The sequence below is a fragment of the Saccharopolyspora terrae genome (genome assembly GCF_004348435.1).
In the GTDB taxonomy this organism is placed as follows: domain Bacteria; phylum Actinomycetota; class Actinomycetes; order Mycobacteriales; family Pseudonocardiaceae; genus Saccharopolyspora; species Saccharopolyspora endophytica.
In genome coordinates, this window is record NZ_SMKS01000076.1 from 1 (window position 1) to 24,566 (window position 24,566).

Genomic DNA, 24,566 nt, shown 5'->3' on the forward strand with positions numbered 1-24,566 from the left:
GACAGGGACGGGGGACCGTCACAATGGGGCGGTGACCTCCGAAGATGCCCACCGTTCCGGATTCGCCTGCTTCGTCGGCCGGCCCAACGCTGGCAAGTCGACGCTGACGAATCGCCTGGTCGGAACGAAGGTGGCGATCACCTCCAGCAAGCCCCAGACGACGCGGCACGCGATCCGCGGCATCGTGCACCGCCCCGATGCCCAGCTGATCATCGTCGACACCCCCGGCCTGCACCGCCCGCGCACCCTGCTCGGCCGCAGGCTCAACGACCTGGTCTACGAGACCTGGTCCGAAGTGGACGTCGTCGGTTTCTGCGTGCCCGCCGACGAGAAGGTCGGTCCCGGCGACCGCTTCATCGCCGAGCAGCTCAAGAAGGTCTCCCGCCGCACCCCCGTCGTCGGCGTCGTCACCAAGACCGACCTGGTGCCCAAGCAGCAGGTCGCCGAGCAGCTCCTGGCGCTGCAGGAGGTGATGGACTTCGCCGAGCTCATACCGGTCTCGGCCAAGGACTCCTTCCAGGTCGACGAGCTCTCCGACGTGCTGGTCTCGCAGCTGCCGGAAGGCCCGCAGCTGTACCCGGACGGCGAGCTGACCGACGAGCCCGAGACGACGCTGATCGCCGAGCTGATCCGCGAAGCGGCGCTGGAGGGCGTGCGCGACGAGCTGCCGCACTCGCTGGCGGTCACCGTCGAGGAGATGACCCCGCGCGAGGGCCGCGACGACCTGATCGACGTGCACGCGCTGATCTACGTCGAGCGCTCCAGCCAGAAGGCCATCGTCATCGGCCGCGGCGGAGAGCGGTTGCGCACGGTCGGCTCCCAGGCGCGCAGGCACATCCAGGCGCTGCTGGGCAGCAAGATCTACCTCGATCTGCACGTCAAGATCGCCAAGGACTGGCAGCGCGATCCCAGGCAGCTCCGCAAACTGGGGTTCTGATCACTTTTTCCAGTCGGCTTTTTCGGAACCGCCCACGACGCACGCACGTCTGAGCTACGTTTCCGGTCGGCCTCGCAGCGGGCCGGAGACTCCCCGAAAAACCTGGAAAAAGGACTTCTGTCGTGAACTACCCCTACGGCGGCCCGCCGTCCGGTCCGCAGCAGCCCTACGGCGGCCCGCCCTCGGGCCCGCAGCCGCAGCAGCCCTTCGGCCCGCCGTCGGGCCCCCAGCCCCAGCAGCCCTACCCGCCGCAGCAGGGCTACCCGCAGCAGTACCCGCCGCAGCCCTACGGCGCGCCGGGCGCGCACCCGGCCGGTCAGCTCGCCGAGTGGGGAACCCGAGTGCTGGGCTACCTGATCGACGGCGCGATCCCGGGGGCCGCCTACGTGATCCTCTACATCGTGATGATGAGCGTCATCGCGGGCACCGCGAGCTCCGGCAGCGAGAGCGGGATGCAGACGGCGGGCATCGTCGTGCTCATCGTGGGCTTGCTGGCCTACCTCGCGCTCGCGGTGTTCACCATCTGGAACCTCTGCTACCGGCGCGGGACCACCGGTCAGACGCTCGGCCAGAAGGTCGCCAAGATCAAGACCGTCAGCGAGGCCACCGGTCAGCCGATCGGCTTCGGCAACGCCTTCCTGCGCCAGATCTGCCACATCGTGGACTCGGCGATCTGCGGTCTGCCCATCGGCTGGCTCGCCCCGCTGTGGGACGACAAGAAGCAGACCTGGGCGGACAAGATCGTCAAGACCGTCGTGGTCGTGGTCCCGGAGGGGCAGCAGACCCCGCAGGCACCCGGCTACGGCCAGCCCCCGCAGCCGGGCTACGGCCAGCCGCAGCAGTGGTGACCCTTGACTGACGTCGATGCCGGTGCGGGACGACCCGCGCCGGCATCGTTGTTCTCCCACCGGATGCGCCTGCCCGGCGCGACGGTGCTGGCGGGCTGCGCGGGCGCCGCGCTCGTGCTGGCCGCCGACCCCACCTCGGACTCCGGCCTCCCGCTGCCGCCGTGCCCGATCAAGCTCCTGACCGGCTTCGACTGCCCGGGCTGCGGTGGCACCCGGATGCTGTTCAGCCTCCTGCACGGCGATCTCCCCGCAGCGCTGCACTTCAACGCTCTCGCCGTGCTGCTCCTGCCGCTGCTCGCCTGGGCCTGGACGGCGTGGGTCGCCGGTCGTCTCGGCCGCGGCCTGCCGACGTGGACCCGTTGGCGCTGGTCACCGCAGGTCCTGCTGGCGGTGGTCGTGGCCTGGGTCGTGGTCCGCAACGCCGTCCCCGCACTGCGCCTCTGAGGCTTGTTGCGGAGTTGCTTCGCTCGGCGGTGCGGGTGGCGGAACCTGACACGCCGTCTGGCCTCCGGGGCCACGACTGATGTATGCCGATGCACGGCGTCGCGGCGTCACCCCGAAGTGCGAAAATGGACCGGTGAGCCTCTACCGGGATACCGCGGTCGTGCTGCGGGTGCAGAAGCTGGGTGAGGCGGATCGGATCATCACGCTGCTGACCCGGCGCTACGGCAAGGTGCGCGCGGTCGCCAAGGGCGTGCGCCGGACGACCTCCCGCTTCGGCGCCAGGGTCGAGCCGTTCTGCCACGTCGACGTGCAGCTCTACACCGGTCGCACGCTCGACGTCATCACCCAGGTGCAGACCGTCGACGCCTTCGGCGTGCAGATCGTCGAGGACTACCAGCGCTACACCGCGGCCTGCGCGGTGCTGGAGACCGTCGACCGGCTGGCCGCCGAGGAGGGCGAGCCGGTGCTGCGCCTGTACCTGCTGGCCGTCGGGGCGCTGCGCGCCCTGTCCGGGCGGGACCGCGATTCCTCGCAGGTGCTCGACGCGTTCCTGCTGCGGGCGATGTCCTTCGCCGGCTGGTCTCCCGCGCTGACCGAGTGCGCTCGCTGCGGCCAGGGCGGTCCGCACGCCGCGTTCAACGTGCAGGCCGGTGGCGCGGTGTGCGCGACGTGCCGGCCCGCCGGTTCGGTCCGGCCCTCCGCGCTGACCTTGCCGCTGATGGAGGCGCTGCTGCACGGTGACTGGGACACCGCCGAGGCCGCCACCGGCCCGGTTCGCCGGGAGGCCAGCGGTTTGGTCGCCGCGCACCTGCAGTGGTACATGGAGCGGCAGTTGCGGTCGTTGCCGTTGGTGGAGCGGACCGTGCCCGAGCTGATCCGCGAACGCGCTTCGGAAGCGGCGCTGGTCGGAGCCGCGGACGGGGAGAGCGGGCAGCCGCTGAACTGAGGATCGAGCTCGGCGGGGACAATGGCCGCGCACGTCGAGCACGCCGAAGGAGAACCTGGATATGTTGCGACGCCGCGGGCGAGGCAAGGACGACCCGACCGTTCGGGCACCTGAGCCGCACTCCTCGGGGGCCAAGCCGCCGGCGTTGCCGCCGGAGTTCGTGCCCAACCACGTCGCGGTGGTGATGGACGGCAACGGTCGCTGGGCCAACGAGCGCGGGCTCCCGCGCGTCGAGGGCCACAAGCGCGGCGAGGCGGTGGTGCTGGAGCTGGCCAAGGGCGCCATCGAGCTCGGCGTGAAGTGGCTTTCGCTGTACGCGTTCTCCACGGAGAACTGGAAGCGCAGCCCGGAAGAGGTGCGCTTCCTGATGGGCTTCAACCGGGATGTGATCGCTCGCCGCGTCGACGAGCTCGACGAGATGGGCGTGCGGGTGCGCTGGTCGGGCCGCAAGCCGAAGCTGTGGCGCAGCGTGGTCAACACCCTGCAGGCGGCCGAGGTTCGAACCGCTGGCAACGAAGTCCTCAACCTGACGATGTGCGTGAACTACGGTGGTCGGGCGGAGGTCGGCGACGCCGCGCGGGAGATCGCGCGGCTGGCGGCCGCCGGGAAGATCAACCCGGAACGGGTGGACGAGCGCACGATCGCCAAGTACACCTACCAGCCGGAGATGCCGGACGTGGACCTGTTCATCCGGCCGTCGGGTGAGCAGCGGACGTCGAACTTCCTGCTCTGGCAGTCCGCCTACGCCGAGATGGTCTTCCAGGACACGCTGTTCCCCGACGTCGATCGCACGCACTTCTGGCAGGCGTGCGAGCAGTACGCGCGCCGGGACCGCCGATTCGGCGGTGCAATCGATCGGTCGGCGACAGCCACGTCGGCCCAGGAGGGCTAATTGATGACCCAAGAGGCCGCTACCACCGCGCGGTTGATGACCGCGGCCAAGGAAGCGCTCGAGAACTACCACGACGTGCACGTCGACGACGACGGCGCGCTGACGTTCAGGCACTCCGAGGTGCCGTGCGCGGTTCAGGCCATGCAGCTGGCCGAGGGCCTGACCGTGCTGAGCTTGACCTGCGTGGTCGCGTGGGACCTGCCCGCGGGTGACGAGCTGGCGCAGTCCGTCGCCGAACGCGCGGGCCAGGGGCTGTTCGGCACGCTCGGCGTCGTGCGCACCGAGCGGGGCGTGGACGTGACGCTGCGGTACGCGTTCCCGGCGGAGGGCATGGAGCCGTCGCCGCTGGGCACCCTGCTGATGCTGGTGGTCGCCACGGCGTCGCAGCTGCGCTCGGAGCTCCTCGCGGAGTCCGAGGGCACGGTCTGACCTTTCCACCCGAGCGGGAGCACCCGCGCGGGTGATGCCGTGGTGTGTCGGAACCCCGGGTGAACTGGGGTTTCGTCACATCGGGGACCGAGCCCGCCACGATGCCCCCGCGGCACTGGCACGATTGCGCCCGTGACCGAGATCGCCGAGCAGCCGCGGACGCGCCGTCCCGTGATCACCTCGCTGGAGGTGATGTGCGGGCTGCTCGTGCTGGCCGTGATCTTCCAGCCGCAGCTGGCCGCCGTCCTGGACGTGCCCGCGCTGCGCACCGGATCGACCGTGTTCGTCGCCGTGTGCGTGCAGGCGATGCCGTTCCTGGTGTTCGGCGTGCTGGTCAGCGGCCTGATCGCGGCGTTCGTGCCACCGCGCGTGCTGCACCGCGCCCTGCCGGTGAGAACGGGAGCGGCGGTGCCGGTCGCCGGGCTCGCCGGCGTGGCGTTGCCCGGCTGCGAGTGCGCCTCGGTGCCGGTGGCGCGGAGGCTGATGCAGCAGGGCGTCGCCCCGGCCGCCGCGCTCGCGTTCCTGCTGGCCGCACCGGCGGTGAACCCGGTCGTCCTGGTCTCCACGGCGGTGGCGTTCCCCGCCGACCCGTGGATGGTGCCCGCCCGCTTCCTCGGCTCGCTGCTGACCGCCTGCGTGATGGGCTGGCTGTGGGCCAAGCTCGGCCGTGCCGAGTGGCTGGCCGAGCGCGCGCTGCGCCGCGTCGAGGCGCACCAGGCCGAGGGCAGCAGGTGGGCGGTGTTCGCCGAGTCCGCGCGGCACGACCTGGTGGAGGCCGGCGGGTTCCTGGTCCTGGGCGGGCTGACCTCGGCGGTGTTCAACGTCCTGGTGCCCGCCGCGTGGCTGGAGACGCTGGGCGGTCAGATCGTGCTCGGCGTGCTGGTCATGGCGGTGCTGGCCGTGGTGCTGGCGCTGTGCAGCGAGGCCGACGCGTTCGTGGTCGCCTCCATGCCCGGCCTGCCGCTGCTGCCGAAGCTGGTGTTCCTGGTGGTCGGTCCAGCGGTGGACCTGAAGCTGATCGCGCTGCAGTCCGGCGCCTTCGGTCGCCGCTTCGCCGCCCGCTTCGCACCGGCGACGTTCCTGGTCGCGATCGGATGCGCGTGCGTCGTGGGCGCCGCGCTGCTCGGAGGTGCGTGATGCGGCGGGAGAGCCAGAACATCCTGCTGGTGCTGCTCGGCGGCGCGCTGCTGAAGATCTCGCTGACCGGCGACTACCTGCGCTACGTCAAACCCTCGTTGCAGCCGTGGCTGATCGTCGCCGGACTGGTGATGATCGGGCTCGCCGGGTTCGCCATCGTCCGCGACATCCGCGCCGGGCAGGCCACCGACCAGCACGAGCACGGGAGCCGAAGCCCCTGGATGCTGCTGCTGCCGGTGTTCGCCATCTTCCTGATCGCCCCGCCCGCGCTGGGCTCGGACTCGGTCACCCGCGACCGCGCGGCAGGCGCACCTGCTGCCCCCAGCCAGGCCCGGTTCCCCCCATTGCCACCCGGTGAGGCGCCGATGCTGAGGATGTCGGAGTTCCTGACCCGCGTGGTCTGGGACGACACCGGCGAGCTCAACCACCGAACCGTCCGCCTGCAGGGATTCGTCGTCCACCCGACGCCGGAGACCACCCAGCTGGCCAGGATGCGGATCAGCTGCTGCGCGGCCGACGCCACCGCGGTCAAGATCGACCTCGCCAGTCCGCGGGCCGAAGGGCTCCCGGCCGACACCTGGATCGAGATCACCGGCCGCCTCCGCCCAGGCACGGCCACCGAAGCCAACGACTACGTCCCCACGGTCGACCCCATCACGATCCAGCAGATCCCAACCCCACCGGACACCTACGAGTACTAGGAAGATGGTGGGTGGTCAGCCTGCTCGGCGGTGCGGGTGGCGGAACCTGAGCGGCTCCGTGGACTCCGTGCGCCGCTCCTGATGTATGTCCAATACACGGCGTCCCGGCGTACTCGCCACGAAGCCGCTCAGAACCCGCGGCGGTGCAAGTGGCCAGGGTGGTGCAAGAGAATGCGGCTCCGCCGCATGTTGCAACAGCCCTAGAGGCCCTTCGCAGTGCAGTCGGGGCAGGTGCCGACGATCTCGACCGTGTGGCTGACGTCGGAGAAGCCGTGCTCCTGGCCGATGCGCTCGGCCCAGTTCTCCACCGGCGGGTCGGCGACCTCGACGGTGCGACCGCAGTGGCGGCACAGCAGGTGATGGTGGTGGTGGCTCGAACAGCGCCGGTAGACGGCCTCGCCGGAGGTGGTGCGCAGCACGTCGACCTCGCCGGCGTCGGCGAGCGTCTGCAGCGTTCGGTACACGGTCGTCAGACCGATGCCCTCGCCCTGTCGCCGCAGCTCCTCGTGCAGCTCCTGGGCCGAGCGGAAGTCGTTGACGTGGTCGAGCAACTGCGAGACCGCAGCCCGCTGCTTGGTGGCGCGCAGTCCCGGTACGCCTACGGTGGGCTCCTGGCCGGTGGTCACGCTGTCTCCGTCTCCTGTCCGCCGTCGTCCGCTTGGTCGCCCGTCCGTGCGCGGGCGGTCTCCTCGGCGTGCGTCGCCGCATCCACCACGATATGCGCCAAGTGCTCGTCGACCAGCCGGTACATGACCTCCCGGCCGTGCCGCTCGCCGAACACCACGCCCGCCGACTTCAGCACCCGCAGGTGCTGGCTGATCAGCGGCTGCGCCACGCCCAGCGCGTCGACCAGCTCGTGCACGCAGCGCTCCGACGTGCGCAGCTGCAGCACGATCGCGATGCGCACCGGCGCGGCCAGCGCGCGCAGCAGCTCACCCGCGTCGTGCAGGACCCGCTGGTCGCGCACCGGCACCGGCCGCACGTCGCGGTCCGGCGAGTGGACGTGGTCCTCCGGCCGGTCCGGACGCGGAGCGCTGCTCTGGCCGGGGGCCACGCCATGACGTTCCACGCTGACCATCCTACGGGTAGCAGGTGCGCGCCCCGATCGGTCGATGCCGGTGCGGTCACCCGCCGCGAGCGGGCGGTCCCGCAGCGCTCACGGCCCGGCCGGGATGCGGAACCCGCGCCATCGGTACGCTGGGAAACTCCAGCTCGAACGGCTGGTTCGATGTGTTTCCAGTGAAATCTCCGGAGTTGAACGTGCCCGCCGACCAGATCGACACGATCGTCAGCCTCTGCAAACGCCGAGGATTCGTCTTCCCGTCCGGCGAGATCTACGGCGGTACCCGGTCGGCCTGGGACTACGGACCGCTCGGCGTCGAGCTCAAGGACAACATCAAGCGCCAGTGGTGGAAGAACATCGTGCAGGGCCGCGACGACGTCGTCGGCCTGGACTCCTCGGTGGTCCTGCCCCGCCAGGTGTGGGAGGCATCCGGCCACGTCGGCGCCTTCCACGACCCGCTGGTGGAGTGCACCTCCTGCCACCGCCGCTTCCGCGCCGACCAGCTCGCCGAGGAGTACTCCGAGCGCACCGGCAAGGAGGTCACCGAGGACGATCTCACCGACGTCCCGTGCCCGAACTGCGGCAACCGCGGCCAGTACACCGAGCCGCGCGAGTTCAACATGATGCTCAAGACCTTCCTGGGACCGGTGGAGTCCGAGGAGGGGATGCACTACCTGCGGCCCGAGACCGCCCAGGGCATCTTCGTCAACTTCGCCAACGTGATGACCACCGCGCGCAAGAAGCCGCCGTTCGGCATCGGCCAGATCGGCAAGAGCTTCCGCAACGAGATCACGCCCGGCAACTTCATCTTCCGGACCCGCGAGTTCGAGCAGATGGAGATGGAGTTCTTCGTCGAGCCCGGCGAGGATGAGCAGTGGCACCAGTACTGGATCGACCAGCGGATGAGCTGGTACACCGAGCTGGGCATCGACGCCAACAACCTCCGGGAGTTCGAGCACCCGAAGGAGAAGCTGTCGCACTACGCCAAGCGGACCGTGGACATCGAGTACCGGTTCCGCTTCGGCGGTCAGGAGTGGGGCGAGCTTGAAGGCATCGCCAACCGCACCGACTTCGACCTCACCACGCACTCCAACCACTCGGGCATCGACCTGACCTACTTCGACCAGGCCAGCAACTCCCGCTACCGGCCGTACGTGATCGAGCCGGCGGCGGGCGTGGGACGTCCGATGATGGCGTTCCTGATCGACGCCTACACCGAGGACGAGGCGCCCAACGCCAAGGGCGGAGTGGACAAGCGCGTCGTGCTCAAGCTGGACCGCCGCCTGGCCCCGGTGAAGGCCGCGGTGCTGCCGCTGTCGCGCAACGCCGAGCTCTCGCCCAAGGCCCGCGACGTGGCCGCGACGCTGCGCCGCAACTGGAACGTCGACTTCGACGACGCCGGTGCGATCGGCCGCCGCTACCGGCGGCAGGACGAGATCGGCACGCCGTTCTGCGTGACGGTCGACTTCGACACCCTGTCCGATCACGCCGTGACGGTGCGCGAGCGGGACACGATGAGCCAGGAGCGCGTGGCCATCGACAAGCTGGAGGAGTACCTGGGCGCCCGCCTGATCGGCTGCTGAGCCCGATGCGGAAGTCCGGAGCACCAGGTCGGTTTCGCTGCGGGCCCGGCCCGCTAGCGGCCTGTGGGGGATCTGCGAAGATGCCCCGGTGAGCGCACATCATCCCGCCCACCGGTCTCGGACCGGTCGCATCCTCTCGCGCGCCTTGGTCGGCGCGCTGCTGGTGGCGATCCTGGTGGTCGGCGGTACGGCGGTCCGCGTGTGGCAGGAGGCGCGCGCGGACGACCGGCAGCCGGTGGACATCGTGGTGGTGCTGGGTGCCGCGCAGTACCACGGCAAACCGTCGGACATCCTCGAAGCGAGGCTGGAGCAGGCCCTCGGCCTCTACGAGGACGGGCTCACCGACTACATCGTCACCGTCGGCGGCCGCAAGGCCGGTGACGCCTACACCGAGGCGCAGGCCGGCAAGAACTGGCTGGTGGACAACGGCGTTCCGCGCGACAAGATCGTCGACGTCGACGTCGGCAGCGACACCCTCGGCAGCATGCAGGCGGTGTCGGACCTGGCCGAGCAGCGCCGCTGGGACAGCGCGCTGATCGTGAGCGACCCGTGGCACTCGCTGCGGGCTAGGACCATGGCCAACGACATGGGACTCGACGCGTGGGCCTCCCCGGCTCGCTCGGGCCCGGTGGTGCAGACCCGCGAGATCCAGATGAAGTACATCGTCCGCGAGACGGGCGCCCTGCTCTTCTACCGGCTCACGCACGCCCCAGCAGAACTCAACGGCGACGGCCTCGGCTGAGCGTTGTCTCCGTGGTCGTTCTGCGTGGCGGTGCGGGTGGCGGGTTCTGAGGCGGCCCTCCTGCTCCGGGCGCGCCGACTCATGTATGCCCAATACACAGCGTCGACACGTCCTCACAGGAGAACCGCCTCAGAACCCGCGGCGGTGCCGGCTGAGTCCCACACCTGAAGCACGGCTATCGCCTCCCAGTTGACCTCCCTGTCGGGGTTGTGGCGTGGAAATGTCATGTTCGGGGCTTAGCCTCACTCCGATGAGCTCGAAACTGGTCGGGTACGGCGAGCACGACCTCCAGCGGCTGCACCCCGAGTCGCCGAAGGAGGCCGCGTCGTCGCATCCGGACGACCGCACCCCGTTCGCGCGCGACCGCGCTCGCGTGCTGCACTCCGCCGCGTTGCGCCGACTGGCGGGCAAGACGCAGGTGATGGGGCCGAACGAGGGCGCCGACGTGCCGCGAACCCGGTTGACGCACTCGCTGGAGGTCGCGCAGATCGGGCGGGGCATCGCCAGCGCGCTGGGCGCCGACCCCGATCTGGTGGACACCGCCGGTCTCGCCCACGACATCGGGCACCCACCGTTCGGGCACAACGGTGAGCGCGCGCTCAACGAGCTGGCGGCCGGGCACGGCGGGTTCGAGGGCAACGCGCAGACGCTGCGGATCCTCACCAGGCTGGAGCCGAAGGTCACCGATTCCGGCGAGATCGGGCGCGGCCTGAACCTGACCCGCGCCTGCCTGGACGCGGCGACGAAGTACCCGTGGCGCAAGCGCCCCGGTGAGATCAAGTTCGGCGTCTACGACGACGACCTGGAGGTCTTCGAGTGGCTGCGCGACGGCTCGCCGGATCACCGGCGCTGCCTGGAGGCGCAGATCATGGACTGGGCCGACGACGTGGCCTACTCGGTGCACGACGTCGAGGACGCGGTGATCTCCGGGCGGATCTCGTTGCGGGCGCTGACCGACCCGCAGGAGCGCGCCCAGATCGCGAAGCTGGCGGACGACCGGTTCCTGCGCAGCGGCGAGACCGCGCTGCTGGAGCAGGCGGCCGAGGAGCTGGTGCGCTGGCCGGTGGTGGCCGCGATCCTCGACTACGACGGGACGCTCTCGGCGCAGGTCGCGTTGAAGCGGCTGACCAGCGAGCTCGTCGGCCGCTTCGTGGCCGCGGCGGTCGGCGGCACGGTGGCGCGCTTCGGGCCGGGGCTGACCCGCTACCGCGCGGACCTGGTGCTGCCGGAGAGGGCCGTCGCCGAGGTGACGGTGCTCAAGGCGATGGCGGTGCGCTACGTGCTGCACGACGGCGACCGGCGGCGCATGCAGGCCAGGCAGCGGGAGCGGCTGGCCGAGCTCGTGGAGGCGCTGAGCGAGAGCGCACCGGATTCACTCGATCCGGTGATGCGCGATGCCTGGATGCGAGCTTCGGACGATTCGTCCCGATATCGGGTGGTTCTGGACCAGGTCGCGTCGTTGACGGATGCGCAGGCTGTGATCTGGCATGAACGCCATGTACACAGCGTGTCCAAACCATTGTGACGTTAATCCGAATGGGGGTGAATGGATCTCGGGTCGTCGGGGACAATCCTCACCCAGAGTGTCGACCGGCAGTTCTGTTGGCGGCATGTGCCCTGATCCCCGTACCGCGCGGCATCCCGAGCCGAGCGGCGGCGGCCCGTCGTTCCCCCGACGCCGGGCCGCGAGGAGACCCCGAATGCGCAACCGGCACTACATCCAGAAGCTCGTCGTCGGAGGCGAGCCGTACGTCAACGCGGACAACCTGGCCGACTGGATCAAAGATCTTCGCTGGCAGGACCCCGCGGGCCAGCGAGCCGCCGAGTACATCGCCCAGGAGCTCCGCCTCATGGGCCTGAGCGATATCGAGGAATCGCTCCGCTGACCCTCCCGCTTCTGCCGGTCGGTTCGCTCGGGCAGCGGAACCTGACACGCCTTCTGGACTCCGCGCAGCCGTTCCTGTCGCAGGCACGGAGCGCTCAGCAGAAGGCGTGTCAGCACCCGCGGGTGCGCCGACCGGCAGCGGAACGGGAAATCCGGCTAGAAGCCGGGAGCGTTCGCGGACGGGCCCGCGCGCCGCGCTCTGGCAGACTCGGGATCAAGCCCGAGTCTCCTCGACGCGGAACGGAGCCCTGCGGACGTGAACGATCACCTCGACTTCGCCCTGGCACTGCACGAGAAGCTTGCTCCGCCGCCGACCAAGACCTTCTGCTGGTCGCCGTACTCGGTGAGCAGCGCCCTCGGGCTGGCGGCCACCGCGACCGGTGGCAACACCAGGGAAGAGCTCGTCGCCGCGTTGCGCGACGAGCCTGCGAACCTGCTGGAACTGCTGGGCTCGGCCGCGGAGCTCTCCCCGGCTTCGGGTGAGCAGCCGGTGCTGGCGGTCGCCAACACCCTCTGGGCGCACGCGGACCTGCCGATCGAGGAGTCCTACCGGCTGGCGCTCAAGGACTGGCCCGGCAGCGCGGTGCGCAACGCCCCGTTCCAGGACGACCCGGAAACGGCCCGCGAGCTGATCAACGCCGACGTCGCCGAGACGACCCGGGACCTCATCCCGGAGCTGCTGCCGACCGGTGCGGTCCACCCGCAGACCGTCGCGGCCCTGGTCAACGCCCTCTACCTGAAGGTCTCCTGGCGCGAGGCGTTCGAGAAGACCAAGACCACCCAGCGCCCGTTCCACGCCCCTGACAGCGAGCGCGACGTGCCCACCATGACCGCCGCGCGAACCCTCGGCCACGCCGCCGCCGACGGCTGGCAGGCGATCGGGCTCCCGGCCGCCGGGGGAGTGGAAGCGGTCGTCCTGCTCCCCGACGACGACCTGGCCACCGCCGAAGCCGGGCTCACCACCGAGCGCCTGACCGGTCTGCTCGGCGCGCTGGAGCAGCGCAAGGTCGAGTTGTTCCTGCCGCGCTTCAAGGTCTCCGGCGGCGCGGAGCTCACCGAACCGCTCGGCGAGCTGGGCGTGCGGGACCTGTTCACCCCGGCCGCCGACTTCACCCCGCTGACCGACCGGTCGCTGCGCGTTTCGGAGGTGCTGCACGAGTCGGTGCTCGACGTCGACGAAGCGGGCCTGGAAGGCGCTGCGGCGACCGCGATGATGATGCGGCTGACCGCCGTCGTCCGGGAACCCGAACCGGTGCGCGTCGAGGTGGACCGCCCGTTCCTGTTCCTGGTGCGCCACCGCGACAGCGGTGCGCTCTACTTCCTGGCCCGCATCACCGATCCGAGTTGAGCTGTCACGCTCCGGCGACCTGTCTCGTCACTCCGGTGACGAACCCCGAAAACCGGGGTGGCGAGGAGGGAGCGAGCACATGCCGCGCATTCCGGGCGTGCCCACCAGCGAAGCGAACCTGCTGACCAGGCTCACCTACCGGTTCTCCCGGCGCCGCTACGGCGCGGTGCTGGATCCGCTGGCCGTGGTCGCGCACCACCAGGGCCTGATGATGGCCACCGGCCTGTCGGAGATGGCGGTGGAGAAGGCGGCCAAGGCGCTGCCGGCGAACCTGCGCGAGCTGGCGGTCTACCGGGTGGCCACCAAGATCGGCTGCTCGTGGTGCGTCGACTTCGGCACGATGTTGCAGCGCAACGAGGGCCTGGACGTCGACCGCCTCAAGGAGATCGACGACTACCAGACCTCGGAGAAGTACTCGGAGATGGAGCGGCTGGTGATCGCCTACGCCGACGCGATGACCGAGCAGCCCATGCAGGTCACCGACGAGCAGGTCGCCGAACTCGACCGGCGCCTCGGCCACAAGGGGATGGTCGAGCTGACCTACATGATCGCCGTGGAGAACCAGCGCACCCGCATCAACCACGCGCTGGGCCTGACCGCGCAGGGCTTCACCAGCGGAGAAGCCTGCCGAGTGCCGATGCCCTAGAACTCCACGCGAGTCAGCTTGTCCGGGTTGACGATGTCGAACACCTCCGCCGTCCGTCCGTCGCGGACGGCCAGCGTGAACACCCGAGGTGCCACCTCGGCGTCGTCGCCCGGCAGCATCACGCCTAAGTCGCCGTTGACCAGCACCGGGCGCGCCGCGCCGAGCAGCTCGGCGCCGTACTTGTCGATGAGCCCGACGGCGAAGCGCGCCACCTTGTCGGCGCCGACGACCGGCCGCCGCGCGGTGCGGGCCTTGCCGCCGCTGTCGCCGTAGACGGTGGCCGAGGGGTGCAGCAGCCGGGTGAGCGCGGCGAGGTCCTTGGCGGCCACCGCGGTCAGGAAGTCCTCCAGCACCCGCTGCTGCTCGGGCAGCGGGACCCGCTCCGGCGGGGCGGCGTCGACCATCGCCCGGCGCGCCCGCGAGGCGTGCTGGCGCGCGGTGGGGACGCTGCACCCCAGCACCTCGGCGATCTCGGCGAAGGGCACTTCGAAGCCGTCGTGCAGCACCAGCGCGAGCCGTTGGTCCGGCGGCAGCTCGTGGAGCACCCGCATCGCCGCCATCCGCAGGTCGGCCTGACCGGCCACGATGTCACCCGGATCGGAATCCACGGCGCTCACCAGCGGTTCCGGCAGCCACGGGCCGACGTAGCTCTCGCGCCGCACGGCGGCCGAGCGCATCCGGTCCAGGCACAGCCTGCTCACCACGGTGGTCAGCCAGCCGCCCAGGTCGCGGATCTCGTCGTGATCGGTGTCGGTCAGCCGCAGCCAGGCGTCCTGCACAGCGTCCTCGGCGTCGGCGAGTCGTCCGGTCAGCCGGTAGCCGAGGCCGATCAGGCGGCTTCGGTGCCGGTCGAACTCCGCGGCGAGCGTGCTGGTGTCAGGCCTCACGCGATCGATTCTGCCGCACCGAGCGGACACCCGGTCGTGGCCGATCTCTTTGGCCCTAGACTGGGTGACGTGACAGGCAGGATCCGGGAGAGCGACATCGCCGAGGTGCGCGATCGCAACCGGATCGACGACGTGGTCGGCGAGTACGTCGCTCTGCGCAACGCCGGTGGTGGCGCGCAGAAGGGCCTGTGCCCGTTCCACGACGAGAAGACGCCGTCGTTCAACGTCCGCCCCAGCCACGGGACCTTCCACTGCTTCGGCTGCGGTGAGGGCGGCGACGTGATCGCCTTCATGATGAAGATCGAGCACCTCGGCTTCGTGGAATCCGTGGAGCGGCTGGCCGACCGGGTCGGTCTCCAGCTGCAGTACGAGGGCGGCACGCCGGGTCCGAAGCGCGACCGCGGCAGCCGCTCGCGCATGGTCGAGGCGCACCGCCTCGCCGCCGAGTTCTACGCCGAGCAGCTGCGCTCGCCCGAGGCCCAGCCGGCCCGCGAGTACCTGACCACGCGCGGTTTCGACGAGGCCGCCGCCCAGCGCTTCGGCTGCGGCTTCGCGCCCAGCGGCTGGGACAAGCTCACGAAACTGCTGCTGACCAAGGGCTTCGAGGTCGACGAGCTGATCAAGTGCGGCCTGTCCCGCGAGGGCAGGCGCGGTCCGATGGACCGCTTCCACCGGCGGTTGCTGTGGCCGCTGAAGGACCTCGGCGGTGACGTCGTCGGTTTCGGCGCGCGGCGGATCTTCGACGACGACCCGATCGAGGCGAAGTACGTCAACACCTCCGCCACGCCGATCTTCAACAAGTCGCAGGTGCTGTTCGGCATCGACCTCGCCAAGCGCGAGATCGCCAAGCGCAGGCAGGCCGTGGTCGTCGAGGGCTACACCGACGTGATGGCCATGCACCTGGCGGGCGTGCCCACCGCGGTCGCCTCCTGCGGCACCGCGTTCGGCGACGAGCACATCTCGGTGCTGCGGCGGCTGATGATGGACGACGACGCCTTCCGCGGCGAGGTCATCTTCACCTTCGACGGCGACGAGGCCGGGCAGAAGGCGGCGATGAAGGCGTTCGACGGTGAGCAGCAGTTCGCCGGCCAGACCTACGTGGCCATCACCCCGGACAACATGGACCCGTGCGAGCTGCGCGAGGCCCAGGGCGACGCTGCCGTGCGCGACCTGGTGGCCCGGCGCAGGCCGCTGTTCGAGTTCGCCATCCGCAGCCTGCTCACCGACTACGACCTGGACTCCGTGGACGGCCGCGTCGCCGCGCTCAAGCGCACGGTCCCGCTGATCGCCCAGATCAAGGACCCGGCCAGCCGCGACGGGTACGCGGCCCGGCTCGCCTGGTGGGCGGGCTGGAACGACGAGAACCAGGTGGTCAAGCGGGTTCGGGAGAGCTCCGGCGCCCCGGTCCGCAAGCAGCGCCGCCCGCGCCGCGAGGAGAACCAGCAGTCGCTGGGCATGGACGTCGAGCTGCCGCAGCGCCCGCCGAGGCACGATCCCCGCTGGTTGCAGCGGGAGGCCATCAAGGCGGCTCTGCAGGTCCCGGCCCTGGCCGGTCCGCTCTACGACTCGCTGCCCGCCGAGGCGTTCACCGAGCCGGTCTACGCCGAGGTGCAGAAGGCGTTGCTGGCCGCGGGCGGCACGGCCTCCGGGCTGAGCGGGGCAGGCCTGGTCGACGCGGTCGCGCAGCAGTGCGAGAGCCAGATCGGCGCCCGGCTGTGCACGCAGCTGGCGGTCGAGGCGCTGGAGTGGACCACCGAGGACGACCCGCGCTACGTGAGCGCGATCATCGCCCGGCTGCAAGAACGGCTGGTCAGCAGGCAGATCGCGGACATCAAGTCCAAGGTCCAGCGGATGTCGCCGCTGGAGGACGCCGAGGAGTACAACGCCCTGTTCGGCGACATGGTCGCCTTGGAGGGCTACCGCAAGGCACTGCTGGACCAGGCGATGGGAACGACTCTGTGATCAAGAGGCTGCTGGCGAAGTTGAGCGGAACCGCCGAGGTCCCGGCGGACTTCCCGGGCAGCCTCGACCCCGATGAGCACGTCCTGTCCGTCGGGCCCTGCGAGGACGGCTCGGTGGTGGCGACCCACCTGGGCCTCTGGCTCCCGGAGGGTCGCAGGGTCGGCTGGCACCTGATCAGCAAGGCGGCCTGGGGCGGTGGCGTGCTGACCGTGACCGAGGCCGAGGAGACCCGGCACGTCGACGGTGCGGTCTACCTGCGCGACCTGCGGCCTCAGCGCCTGGTGCTGACCGGCGAGAGCCGGCTGCCCGACGTGGTCCACGAGCGCGTCAACCGCTCGATCCGGTCCCGCCATCACCGGGACCTGCCGGGCGGTGGCGCCTGGTTCATCCAGCGCAAGGTTCCCGGGCGCAACGGCATCGAGCTGCAGATCCGGCCCGATCAGGGCACGGACGAACCGGCGCTCGACCGCCTGGTCGGCGCGCTGGTGGAGAGCTTGCGGCAGTCCCGCGACCTGCCTTCCTGAGTTCGTTCCACCTCGAACCGTCCTCGACGCGATCGAACGCCCGGTATACGGTACGGGCGTACTGCTAGCGGAGGTGGCGGCATGTGGGATCCCGGCGAGTACCTGACCTTCAGCGATCAGCGCGACCGCCCGGCTTTCGACCTGATCGCCAGAGTGCGCGCCGAGAGTCCCAGGCGGGTCGTCGATCTCGGATGCGGTGCGGGGAACCTGACCTCGCTGCTCACCGGCCGCTGGCCGCGCGCTGAGCTGGAGGCGCTGGACTCCTCCGAGGAGATGGTCGCCGAGGCCCGCTCGCGGGGCGTGCCCGCGCGGGTCGAGGACGTCCGGGACTGGAAGCCGCAGCCGGACACCGACGTCGTGCTGTGCAACGCGGTCCTGCAGTGGATCCCGGATCACGTCGAACTGCTGCACCGCTGGCTGTCCGAGCTGCCCAGCGGCGCCTGGTTCACCTTCCAGGTCCCCGGCAACTTCGACGCCCCGTCGCACGCCACCATCCGCGAGCTGGCCGCGGAGCAGCGCTGGCGCGGCAAGCTCGACGGGGTGCTGCGCCACGACGACGTCGTGCGCGGCCCGCTGGACTACGCCGACGAGCTGGCCGATCCGGACGTCGAGGTCGACGCTTGGGAGACGACCTACGTGCACGCGCTGCGCGGCGACAACCCGGTCCTGGAGTGGGTGAGCGGGACCGCTCTGCGCCCGGTGCGAGCGGCATTGGACGACGAGGAGTGGGCCGAGTTCCGAACCGAGTTGTCCCATCGCCTCTCGATCGCCTATCCGAAACGGCCCGACGGCGTGACCTGGTTCCCGTTCCGCAGGGTCTTCGTCGCCGCTCACTGCGCGTGACCTGCACAGATGTTCGTGCTGAAGAAAATCGGGGGGTGCCGTGAAACGCCTTTCGGGCATCCGCTAAAGTAGTTCCCGTCAGCGCGAGGGAGCGCCGACTACAAGAGAACATTCCTCCGTAGCTCAATCGGCAGAGCATTCGGCTGTTAACCGAAGGGTTACTGGTTCGAGTCCAGTCGGAGGAGCGCAAAGCCCAGGCCAACGGTCTGGGCTTTTTCGTTCACACCTCCCGCGGGGATGCGGGCCTGGGTCGGCCGGGTGTTCGGGTGTGGCTACCGTGTTCGGTCGTGGCCAAGCTCTACTTCCGATACGGGGCGATGAACTCCGGAAAGTCGACCGCGCTGATCCAGGTCGCGCACAACTACGCCGAACGCGGGCAGCGCGTCTTCGTGGTCAAGCCCGAGATCGACACCAAGAGTCCCGAGGTGCTGTCGCGCATCAACGTGACGCGGGAGGTCGATCTCGTCTGCGACGCCGACACCGCAGTCCGGGGCGTCGTGCTGGCGGCGGGGGCGCCGGACTGCGTGCTCGTGGACGAGGCGCAGTTCCTCACCGGCGAGCAGGTCGAGGACCTGTTCCGGTTGGCGGTGCTCGACGGGATCCCGGTGATCGCCTACGGGCTGCGCAACGACTTCCGCACCCGAGGCTTCCCGGGGAGCCTGCGGCTGATGGAGCTGGCGCACTCCATCGAGGAGCTCAAGACGATCTGCCGCTGCGGTCGCAAGGCGACGCTCAACGCGCGCACCGTCAACGGCGAGTTCACCCAGGACGGCAGCCAGGTCGCTATCGAGGGCGACGTCGGCTACGAATCCATGTGCGGCACTTGCTATCTGCGCAAGGTCGGCACGTTCGAGTGACCGCTGGCGCGCGGAACTCCCCAGGAGAGCGGAGCGTTCACCGGTGGGCAAGACGTTCGGGAACGGGGGAGTCGTCGTGGCGTACGAGTACAAGGTCGTGGAGCTCCGCGAGAAGTGGCTCGGCGGCAAGATGTCCGGTGACAAGTTGGAGAAGGTGCTCAACGACCACGCGGGCGAGGGCTGGCAGCTCAAGGCGATCACCGGCGCCGACGTGCGGGGCCGCGTGGGTCCGGGAGGCGTCGAGGGACTGCTGGTGACCTTCGAGCGCCAGGTCTGAGCTAGAGCCAGTTCCGGCGCTTGAAGATGGCGTAGAGGCTGAGGCAGACCATGAGCATCAGCAGGAGCGCGAACGGGTAGCCCAGCGACCAGTGCAGCTCCGGGATCACGTCGAAGTTCATCCCGTAGACCGTGCCGATCAGCGTCGGGGCGAACAGGATCGCCGCCCACGAGGAGATCCGCTTGATCTCCTCGTTCTGCGCGTAGCTGGCCTCGGTCATGCGCTTCATCTCCTCGTTCTGCGCCTGCGTGACCAGCGTGGCGTTCACGGTGAGGATGTTGTCGAGCATCTGCCGGAACCCGTCGACGCGCTCGGCGACGGTCGTGGCGTGGTCGGCGACGTCGCGCAGGTAGCGCTGCAGCTCCTCGTCGATCTGGTACTTCTCGAACCCGGCCTCCAGGCTGCGCAGGATCGCCAGCAGCGGCCGGGTCGCGCGCTGGAACTCGATGACCTCGCGGGACAGCTCGTAGATGCGCCGCGACACGTGCGGCTCGGAGTCGAAGACCTCGGTCTCGATCTCGTCGATGTCGTTCTGCAGCCCGGCGATGACCGGCGCGTACCCGTCCACGACGTGGTCGAGCACCGCGTAGAGCACGGCTTCGGGACCGCGACGGAGCAGGTCCTGGTCGGTCTCCATCCGCCGCCGCACGACGGACAGGTCGGGGGCCTGGCCGTGGCGGACGGTGAGCACGAAGTTCGGACCGACGAACAGGTGCAGCTCGCCGAAGCTGACCTCCTCGACGTCGTCGAGGTAGGTGGCCGCGCGCAGCACGACGAACAACGTGTCCCCGTACCGCTCGATCTTCGGCCGCTGATGCGCGACGATCGCGTCCTCGACCGCGAGCTTGTGCAGGTCGAACTCGTCGGCGGCGGCCAGCAGCTCCTCTTCGGCCGGCCGGTACAGGCCGATCCAGGCCATCGTCCCGTCCGCGCCGGGAAGCTGCCGGTAGGTCTCGCCGAGGCTCTCCGGAGTGGCGATGCGGACGCCGTGGCGGTAGATGGCGGTGTCGATCAGCGGCCGGTCGGCCAGCGGCCGCTCGTCGGCGGCGCGGGGGTCCATCGAGTGCTCGGGCGCGGATTCCCGATGGGGCGTCACCGGCTCGGGATGCCGGCCGCGCCTGCGCAGCGGGCGGGGGCGCCATTCGGGCACGGGGACCTCCCGAGGTCGTCGGGCCAGGTGATCGCTTCGAGCGTACCCAGCGGCGCCAGGTGCGTGCTGGTTCCGGGCAGACGTCACAGCCGCCGCGACCAGCGGGTCGCGGCGGCTGCGTGCGGTGCTGATCAGGGCTTGCGGGCGACTCCCGCCCAGACGACCGAATCGTTCGGGCTGTCGAACTCGATCACGGGCGCGTTCTCACCGGTTTCCTCCGGGTGCCACAGGGGAGTCCAGGTGCAGCCCGGCTCCACGAGTTCGTAGTCGCCGAAGAAGGATTCGATCTCGTCGTGCGGACGCCAGATCACCGGTGTCGCCGACTTGTCGTACATCTTGCCGAACTCGGCCATCTCCCGCTTGCGCTTGTCCGGCACGTCGTCGGCGGTGCCGTGGGTGATCACCAGGTAGGAGCCCTCGGGCATCAACTCGCGGAAGCGCGCGACGGACTGCGGGCCGATGTCCTCGCCGTTCGGGCCGGGCTGGGTCACGTGCAGGACGGCGATCAGGAGTAACGCGACCGGTTGCTCGACGTCGATGACGCCGCTGTCCTCGATCTGCTTCCACAGCTCGTCGGGTTCGCGCAGGTCGGCGTGCAGCACGCAGTGCCTGTCGGTGACCTCTTCCTCTTCGAGCAGGATGCGCGAGTGCGCGACGGCCACCGGCTCGTTGTCGACGTAGACGCAGTTGGCGTCGTCGACGAGCTCATCGGCGACCTGGTGGGTGCTGCCCATCGTCGGGACGCCGGAACCGATGTCGATGAACTGCCGAATCCCCTGCTTGCAGAGGTAGCGCACCACGCGGTGCAAGAACAGGCGGTTGGCCTTGGCAGCGGGAGCGACGAACGGGTAGCGCTCCAACGCCTTCTCACCGAAGACGCGGTCGACCGCGTAGTTGGCCCGTCCGCCGAGGTAGTAGTCGTAGACCCGGGCGACGTTGGGGTGTTCCAGGTCCACGCCCTCCGGCGCGAACATCTCCGCCTTCGACTGACTCACGGTTCAACCCCTTCGCGGTACGCGTACTGCCGTAACTCATCGTAGCGATCACGTCACGCTCACTTGCGGCCGTAGTCTGCCACCGAACAGGTGTCCGGTCATGCACCCATCAGGTTGAATCCCTTCCGGTTAGCGGGAGCCCCGGACGGACGACCGCATTCCCTCCGGCGGTCCGGCGATGTTGCTCGCAGGGCTCGGAAGAATCGCGGAATCGCATCGGTGACGCTCGTTCCCGACCCCGGGAGTTCTCTCCTCGAATTCGCATTCGAACCAGGTCGATCGATTCCGAACGCGAATCGGGGTGCGATCGCGAACGTTGTTCGATGCCCGATCGGCGGTTTCGGCGCAGTGCCACCCGGACGAAGATCAAAGGTGGCGGATGCGAGAATCTTGGTGTGGGCGGCGGTGTTCCAGCGTGGCGGCACCCCGGTCCACCAGCATCGCCGGTCCGCACGCCGCGGACCGCCGGCCGGATAACGATCCAGGGTCGAAACGCGCGATGACGTCCTGATTCGGCTCGCGGCCGACGGTTCTGGTGCGGATGATTCGTGCCAAGCCCTCGCGGTGCGCGGAGCCGCAGGGGCCGACCGCGTTGGATGATTCGATCGATTTCCGACCGAGACGAATTCGTGATGCGATTTGGCGCAACGGTTTTCCGTTCGCGCTTCGTCCCTCGAATGAAGGTGGTCGTCCGAGGGAACTGACAAGGGACGGGGGAGTCAGATGTCCGCACCAGGGATCGGCAAGGAACCGCACTTCACGCTGCCCGATCTGGATTCGGTGAGCAAGCTGCCGAAACCGATCAAGGCGGTCGTGTACTTGATCATCATGTCCGTGCTGACGGTGGCCGCGCTCGGGGCGCTGATGGCCACCATCGCGATCATCGGTCAACTTTCGGGGGCGTTCGACATCTTCCGCCTGCTCGGCTGAAGAGATCGGCAGCTCCTTCGAAGGCCCGGCGCACCCCACAGGCGCCGGGCCTTCATCATGCCCGGGCCGATCACTGCGGTCGCGGGCCGCCGCGGCGCCCCTGATACTCGTGCGTCCCTGGTGCGTCCGAGGCGGAGGAGCGGTGATGAGCAGACCGATCGCGACCACTGCTCTCGCGGTGGCGCTGCTCGCCTGCGAGGGCGCGCCGACCGAGATGACCCCGCCGCCCGCCCCGACCGAGTCGCGCGTGGAGCGGGGGACCGCCGGCGAAGAATTCCAGCAATTCCAGCAAGATTCCGGATACCCGCACTCCGTCGAGGAATATGACGAGCTGCCGGGATATCTGCAATGTGGCACGGCCTGCGGCCAAGAACCGACCAGCGGCGAACAACAACGCGCTCACCTGTGCCAACGCGGTGCGATCGATCCGTCGGAGTGCTGATTCCGACTCCGCTCGCGAAGATCGGTAGACCAACCGACGCAACCCCGATGCGCTGCTTTTTCCGCCGTTCCGCCCATTATCACGATGGGCCGTCCGGCGGGAACACCCGGCGACCTCGCTCTGTGACGCCCTCGATACGATCGCCGATACCGAGCACCCCACGGGGCAGTAGCTCAGCTGGTCAGAGCAGCGGACTCATAATCCGTCAGGTCGTGGGTTCAAGTCCCACCTGCCCCACGTATTCGCAGGTGAAACATGTGGCGGGGAAAGGGCGGAGAGATCATCTCGACACTTTCCCCGCACTTCAATTCCTGAACCACCTGATCTCTGATCCGGTGTTCTGCGGCGTCGAGATCCTCGCGGGCTCAAGCCGATCAGCGATGTCGCGGGCGGAAAGCTCCGAGTCGCGCGAGATCGTCGGGTCCGGGTTCTCGGTCGTTGCCGGCAGCGACCAGGTAGGCGCTGCCGAGCACGAGGGCGCATCCGAGGACTTGCAGGGACGAGGGCACCTCTCCGAGCGCGACGGCGCCCAGCAGGAGAGCTCCGACGGGAGTGGGCAGCAGGAGGGCGGAGCCCACCTCGACGCGCAACCGGGGGCTTCCCGCGGCGACGAGCAGCCAGCCGAGCACCTGGCCGCAGAGGGCGGTCAGGGCGAGCCAGCCGAGCGGTTCCCAGCCCGGTGCCGCGTCGAAACCGCCCCACATCGTGCCGGTCACTGCCGCGAACGCGGCAGCCGAAGCCATGATGATCAGATAGGACTGGACCAGGGGTCGGTCGGGGCCACCGCGACGCAGCAGGAACAGGAACCCCGAGCAGCACAGCGCGGCCAGAACCGCGTGGACCGTGCCCGCCACCGGGGCCGAACCTGTCGTTCCGGTCTCGAAGACACCGCCGGCTCTTCGTCCACTGTGGGCCCGTTGCCGAGAACCCTTGCTGGGATCGACGTTGCCGCTCGAGCGCAACTGCTTGGCAGCGACGTGCTGAAGACGGCAACCGGGCAGGCGCAGTGAACGGAGTCGGGAGGAGTTCGTCGAGATCGAGCGCCTCGGGGGTGCTTCGGCGCGGTCTACGCGGTGAAGGGGCTGCGGAGATCGAGCATTCCGGCTTCGCTGTGATCGGCGACCGGTTGTGCGTGCTCTTCGATGGCGGCGGGCTCTGGCTCGACGAACTGGACCGGGGCGATCTCGTCCGGAGCGGCCTGCCTGGGTGCCGGTGTCCCGGAGGACACGGGTGTTGCGGTGGTTATGAGAAACCTTCCTGATAGCAGCGCGCCGGCTGCTCGCCCGAAGGCGAGCAGCCGGCGGCATTCATGCGTGCGAGGCTCAGACGCGAACCGAGCTGGCCTGCGGGCCCTTCGGGCCCTGGGTGACCTCGTAGGTGACCTGCTGGTCCTCTTCGAGGCTGCGGAACCCGCTGGCGTCGATGGCCGAGTAGTGGACGAAGACGTCCGGGCCACCGTCGTTGGGGGCGATGAAGCCGAAGCCCTTTTCAGCGTTGAACCACTTCACAGTTCCCTGTGCCATGTCTGTCTCCTCCTGGGAGCTGGAGCGTTTGACGGGAGCCCACACTTCGTGGGAGCCCGGGCCGGGGATCTCGAACGGCGGCTTTCCAGCTACAACCACGGACAAGCTGCTCGCTCGCATCACATCCTGCGAGCGTGCGCAAACACGAACCCAGAAAAACAACGACCAGGGCCAAGCTTACACACCACCCGCGGCGGGCTCATCGGACATCGGGCTGTCCACTCTTTTGGGGGAACGTGTGAAGCCGTGAACAGGCTTTTCCGTTTCAGTGCAGACTGACAAATTCTTCGGCGCGCCGGGACGGCCGCGAGAATTCCGCCTCGTGGAGTCCCGTCGCTCGCTGCGGTCCCAGCACGGGCCGCCCCAGGAGGCGCTGAGGCGCCGCGGGGCCGGTGGCCGAGGGGTGCGCCCGAAACCGCTGGTGCCGCGGCGATCCAGGACGCCTAGGTGTACTGACCTGAGAGGTTGGTTACGCGGCTGGCGGGTGGGCCGCCGATGCTGGTGTGGTGGCGGTGATGGTTGTAGCCGTGTAGCCAGCCGGGCAAGGCGGCGCGCCGTTGGGTCTCGGTGCTGTA

29 protein-coding genes, 2 tRNA genes and 1 pseudogene are annotated in these 24,566 nt (G+C 69.5%); 23 read left to right on the forward strand and 9 right to left on the reverse strand.

Annotation, left to right across the window (positions count from 1 at the left end; genetic code table 11):
• The first annotated feature begins 31 nt into the window (after positions 1-31).
• The 8 genes from era (at position 32) to E1181_RS27260 (ending at position 6,334) form a co-directional block, all read left to right on the forward strand.
• The gene (gene era, locus E1181_RS27225) at positions 32-937 is read left to right on the forward strand and encodes a GTPase Era (protein WP_132679128.1); all 906 of its coding nucleotides are present in this window, start codon (positions 32-34) and stop codon (positions 935-937) included.
• A gap of 122 nt (positions 938-1,059) precedes the next feature.
• Entirely contained in the window at positions 1,060-1,785 is a 726-nt protein-coding gene (locus tag E1181_RS27230; RefSeq protein ID WP_132679130.1) for an RDD family protein, read from the forward strand.
• 3 nt (positions 1,786-1,788) lie between these two features.
• Positions 1,789-2,229, forward strand: coding sequence for a DUF2752 domain-containing protein (locus tag E1181_RS27235; RefSeq protein ID WP_235877082.1), 441 nt, complete (start codon positions 1,789-1,791; stop codon positions 2,227-2,229).
• A gap of 133 nt (positions 2,230-2,362) precedes the next feature.
• The gene (gene recO / locus E1181_RS27240) at positions 2,363-3,175 is read left to right on the forward strand and encodes a DNA repair protein RecO (RefSeq protein WP_132679132.1); all 813 of its coding nucleotides are present in this window, start codon (positions 2,363-2,365) and stop codon (positions 3,173-3,175) included.
• Positions 3,176-3,236: 61 nt separating this feature from the next.
• Positions 3,237-4,067, forward strand: a complete 831-nt coding sequence (locus tag E1181_RS27245) for an isoprenyl transferase (RefSeq protein ID WP_132679134.1) — start codon at positions 3,237-3,239, stop codon at positions 4,065-4,067.
• 3 nt (positions 4,068-4,070) lie between these two features.
• On the forward strand, positions 4,071-4,496 hold the full coding sequence (locus E1181_RS27250; RefSeq protein ID WP_132621155.1) for a hypothetical protein: 426 nt from the start codon (positions 4,071-4,073) through the stop codon (positions 4,494-4,496).
• A gap of 192 nt (positions 4,497-4,688) precedes the next feature.
• Positions 4,689-5,633, forward strand: coding sequence for a permease (locus tag E1181_RS27255; protein ID WP_132679164.1), 945 nt, complete (start codon positions 4,689-4,691; stop codon positions 5,631-5,633).
• Complete coding sequence (locus E1181_RS27260) at positions 5,633-6,334, forward strand: TIGR03943 family putative permease subunit (RefSeq protein WP_132679136.1); 702 nt, start codon at positions 5,633-5,635, stop codon at positions 6,332-6,334. Before E1181_RS27255 ends, E1181_RS27260 begins: the two co-directional genes overlap by 1 nt.
• Positions 6,335-6,534: 200 nt before the next feature.
• On the opposite strand, the gene E1181_RS27265 is transcribed toward E1181_RS27260, so the two are convergent.
• Both E1181_RS27265 and E1181_RS27270 read right to left on the reverse strand, forming a co-directional pair.
• Positions 6,535-6,960, reverse strand: coding sequence for a Fur family transcriptional regulator (locus E1181_RS27265; protein WP_132679138.1), 426 nt, complete (start codon positions 6,958-6,960; stop codon positions 6,535-6,537).
• Positions 6,957-7,412 (reverse strand): ArsR/SmtB family transcription factor, encoded by a 456-nt coding sequence (locus E1181_RS27270; RefSeq protein WP_132679140.1) that lies wholly within the window; start codon positions 7,410-7,412, stop codon positions 6,957-6,959. The genes E1181_RS27265 and E1181_RS27270 overlap by 4 nt, the downstream gene beginning before the upstream one ends.
• Positions 7,413-7,594: 182 nt before the next feature.
• Between E1181_RS27270 and E1181_RS27275 the strand changes: the two genes are divergently transcribed.
• The 6 genes from E1181_RS27275 to E1181_RS27300 all read left to right on the forward strand — a co-directional run bounded on the left by E1181_RS27275 (position 7,595) and on the right by E1181_RS27300 (position 13,601).
• On the forward strand, positions 7,595-8,980 hold the full coding sequence (locus E1181_RS27275) for a glycine--tRNA ligase (protein WP_132679141.1): 1,386 nt from the start codon (positions 7,595-7,597) through the stop codon (positions 8,978-8,980).
• Positions 8,981-9,068: 88 nt separating this feature from the next.
• Positions 9,069-9,722: a YdcF family protein gene (locus E1181_RS27280; RefSeq protein ID WP_235877083.1), complete on the forward strand. Its 654-nt coding sequence runs from the start codon at positions 9,069-9,071 to the stop codon at positions 9,720-9,722.
• Between the two features lie 250 nt (positions 9,723-9,972).
• Positions 9,973-11,247 (forward strand): deoxyguanosinetriphosphate triphosphohydrolase, encoded by a 1,275-nt coding sequence (locus E1181_RS27285; protein ID WP_132679143.1) that lies wholly within the window; start codon positions 9,973-9,975, stop codon positions 11,245-11,247.
• Positions 11,248-11,422: 175 nt separating this feature from the next.
• Positions 11,423-11,608: a hypothetical protein gene (locus E1181_RS27290; protein WP_093420954.1), complete on the forward strand. Its 186-nt coding sequence runs from the start codon at positions 11,423-11,425 to the stop codon at positions 11,606-11,608.
• A gap of 255 nt (positions 11,609-11,863) precedes the next feature.
• On the forward strand, positions 11,864-12,955 hold the full coding sequence (locus E1181_RS27295; protein ID WP_132679145.1) for a serpin family protein: 1,092 nt from the start codon (positions 11,864-11,866) through the stop codon (positions 12,953-12,955).
• A 79-nt stretch (positions 12,956-13,034) separates the two neighbouring features.
• Positions 13,035-13,601, forward strand: coding sequence for a carboxymuconolactone decarboxylase family protein (locus E1181_RS27300; RefSeq protein ID WP_132679147.1), 567 nt, complete (start codon positions 13,035-13,037; stop codon positions 13,599-13,601).
• Here the strand turns inward: E1181_RS27300 and E1181_RS27305 are convergent.
• Positions 13,598-14,488, reverse strand: coding sequence for a sigma-70 family RNA polymerase sigma factor (locus tag E1181_RS27305; protein WP_132679149.1), 891 nt, complete (start codon positions 14,486-14,488; stop codon positions 13,598-13,600). The genes E1181_RS27300 and E1181_RS27305 overlap by 4 nt on opposite strands.
• A 69-nt stretch (positions 14,489-14,557) precedes the next feature.
• Between E1181_RS27305 and dnaG the strand changes: the two genes are divergently transcribed.
• From dnaG to E1181_RS27335, 6 genes are all read left to right on the forward strand, one after another.
• Entirely contained in the window at positions 14,558-16,450 is a 1,893-nt protein-coding gene (gene dnaG, locus E1181_RS27310) for a DNA primase (protein WP_132679151.1), read from the forward strand.
• Positions 16,447-16,974: a hypothetical protein gene (locus E1181_RS27315; protein ID WP_235877084.1), complete on the forward strand. Its 528-nt coding sequence runs from the start codon at positions 16,447-16,449 to the stop codon at positions 16,972-16,974. The genes dnaG and E1181_RS27315 overlap by 4 nt, the downstream gene beginning before the upstream one ends.
• Before the next feature lie 81 nt (positions 16,975-17,055).
• Complete coding sequence (locus E1181_RS27320; protein ID WP_132679153.1) at positions 17,056-17,817, forward strand: trans-aconitate 2-methyltransferase; 762 nt, start codon at positions 17,056-17,058, stop codon at positions 17,815-17,817.
• Positions 17,818-17,929: 112 nt separating this feature from the next.
• Positions 17,930-18,002: transfer RNA gene (locus E1181_RS27325), tRNA-Asn, on the forward strand.
• A 102-nt stretch (positions 18,003-18,104) separates the two neighbouring features.
• Positions 18,105-18,674: a thymidine kinase gene (locus tag E1181_RS27330; RefSeq protein ID WP_132679155.1), complete on the forward strand. Its 570-nt coding sequence runs from the start codon at positions 18,105-18,107 to the stop codon at positions 18,672-18,674.
• A 43-nt stretch (positions 18,675-18,717) separates the two neighbouring features.
• Positions 18,718-18,951: a DUF4177 domain-containing protein gene (locus tag E1181_RS27335; RefSeq protein ID WP_235877085.1), complete on the forward strand. Its 234-nt coding sequence runs from the start codon at positions 18,718-18,720 to the stop codon at positions 18,949-18,951.
• Between the two features lies 1 nt (position 18,952).
• Here the strand turns inward: E1181_RS27335 and E1181_RS27340 are convergent, their stop codons facing one another.
• A complete protein-coding gene (locus E1181_RS27340) occupies positions 18,953-20,101 on the reverse strand; it encodes a magnesium and cobalt transport protein CorA (RefSeq protein ID WP_235877086.1) in 1,149 nt (382 codons plus the stop codon).
• A gap of 131 nt (positions 20,102-20,232) precedes the next feature.
• Positions 20,233-21,075, reverse strand: coding sequence for an SAM-dependent methyltransferase (locus tag E1181_RS27345; RefSeq protein ID WP_408010764.1), 843 nt, complete (start codon positions 21,073-21,075; stop codon positions 20,233-20,235).
• A 744-nt stretch (positions 21,076-21,819) separates the two neighbouring features.
• On the opposite strand from E1181_RS27345, the gene E1181_RS27350 reads away from it, so the two are divergent.
• The 3 genes from E1181_RS27350 to E1181_RS27360 all read left to right on the forward strand — a co-directional run bounded on the left by E1181_RS27350 (position 21,820) and on the right by E1181_RS27360 (position 22,705).
• On the forward strand, positions 21,820-22,026 hold the full coding sequence (locus E1181_RS27350) for a hypothetical protein (protein WP_132679158.1): 207 nt from the start codon (positions 21,820-21,822) through the stop codon (positions 22,024-22,026).
• 145 nt (positions 22,027-22,171) lie between these two features.
• A complete protein-coding gene (locus tag E1181_RS27355) occupies positions 22,172-22,468 on the forward strand; it encodes a hypothetical protein (protein WP_132679159.1) in 297 nt (98 codons plus the stop codon).
• Between the two features lie 162 nt (positions 22,469-22,630).
• A tRNA-Ile gene (locus E1181_RS27360) sits at positions 22,631-22,705 on the forward strand.
• Positions 22,706-22,842: 137 nt separating this feature from the next.
• Here E1181_RS27360 and E1181_RS31885 read toward each other — a convergent pair.
• From E1181_RS31885 to E1181_RS27375, 4 genes and pseudogenes are all read right to left on the reverse strand, one after another.
• Entirely contained in the window at positions 22,843-23,322 is a 480-nt protein-coding gene (locus E1181_RS31885; protein WP_207922346.1) for a DMT family transporter, read from the reverse strand.
• A gap of 212 nt (positions 23,323-23,534) precedes the next feature.
• Entirely contained in the window at positions 23,535-23,696 is a 162-nt protein-coding gene (locus E1181_RS31890; RefSeq protein WP_207922347.1) for a hypothetical protein, read from the reverse strand.
• A 94-nt stretch (positions 23,697-23,790) separates the two neighbouring features.
• Entirely contained in the window at positions 23,791-23,991 is a 201-nt protein-coding gene (locus tag E1181_RS27370) for a cold-shock protein (RefSeq protein ID WP_132621185.1), read from the reverse strand.
• Positions 23,992-24,434: 443 nt separating this feature from the next.
• Positions 24,435-24,566, reverse strand: a pseudogene (locus tag E1181_RS27375) (IS481 family transposase); the annotation flags it as partial.

Coding starts and splice junctions, on each gene's coding strand:
- E1181_RS27320 (WP_132679153.1), top strand. CDS start 17,056: ATGTGGGATCCCGGCGAGTACCTGACCTTCAGCGATCAGCGCGACCGC.
- E1181_RS27300 (WP_132679147.1), top strand. CDS start 13,035: ATGCCGCGCATTCCGGGCGTGCCCACCAGCGAAGCGAACCTGCTGACC.
- E1181_RS27250 (WP_132621155.1), top strand. CDS start 4,071: ATGACCCAAGAGGCCGCTACCACCGCGCGGTTGATGACCGCGGCCAAG.
- E1181_RS27355 (WP_132679159.1), top strand. CDS start 22,172: ATGAGCAGACCGATCGCGACCACTGCTCTCGCGGTGGCGCTGCTCGCC.
- E1181_RS27290 (WP_093420954.1), top strand. CDS start 11,423: ATGCGCAACCGGCACTACATCCAGAAGCTCGTCGTCGGAGGCGAGCCG.
- E1181_RS27345 (WP_408010764.1), bottom strand. CDS start 21,075: ATGTTCGCGCCGGAGGGCGTGGACCTGGAACACCCCAACGTCGCCCGG.
- E1181_RS27270 (WP_132679140.1), bottom strand. CDS start 7,412: ATGGTCAGCGTGGAACGTCATGGCGTGGCCCCCGGCCAGAGCAGCGCT.
- E1181_RS27370 (WP_132621185.1), bottom strand. CDS start 23,991: ATGGCACAGGGAACTGTGAAGTGGTTCAACGCTGAAAAGGGCTTCGGC.
- E1181_RS27245 (WP_132679134.1), top strand. CDS start 3,237: ATGTTGCGACGCCGCGGGCGAGGCAAGGACGACCCGACCGTTCGGGCA.
- E1181_RS27260 (WP_132679136.1), top strand. CDS start 5,633: ATGCGGCGGGAGAGCCAGAACATCCTGCTGGTGCTGCTCGGCGGCGCG.
- E1181_RS27255 (WP_132679164.1), top strand. CDS start 4,689: ATGTGCGGGCTGCTCGTGCTGGCCGTGATCTTCCAGCCGCAGCTGGCC.
- E1181_RS27350 (WP_132679158.1), top strand. CDS start 21,820: ATGTCCGCACCAGGGATCGGCAAGGAACCGCACTTCACGCTGCCCGAT.
- E1181_RS27285 (WP_132679143.1), top strand. CDS start 9,973: ATGAGCTCGAAACTGGTCGGGTACGGCGAGCACGACCTCCAGCGGCTG.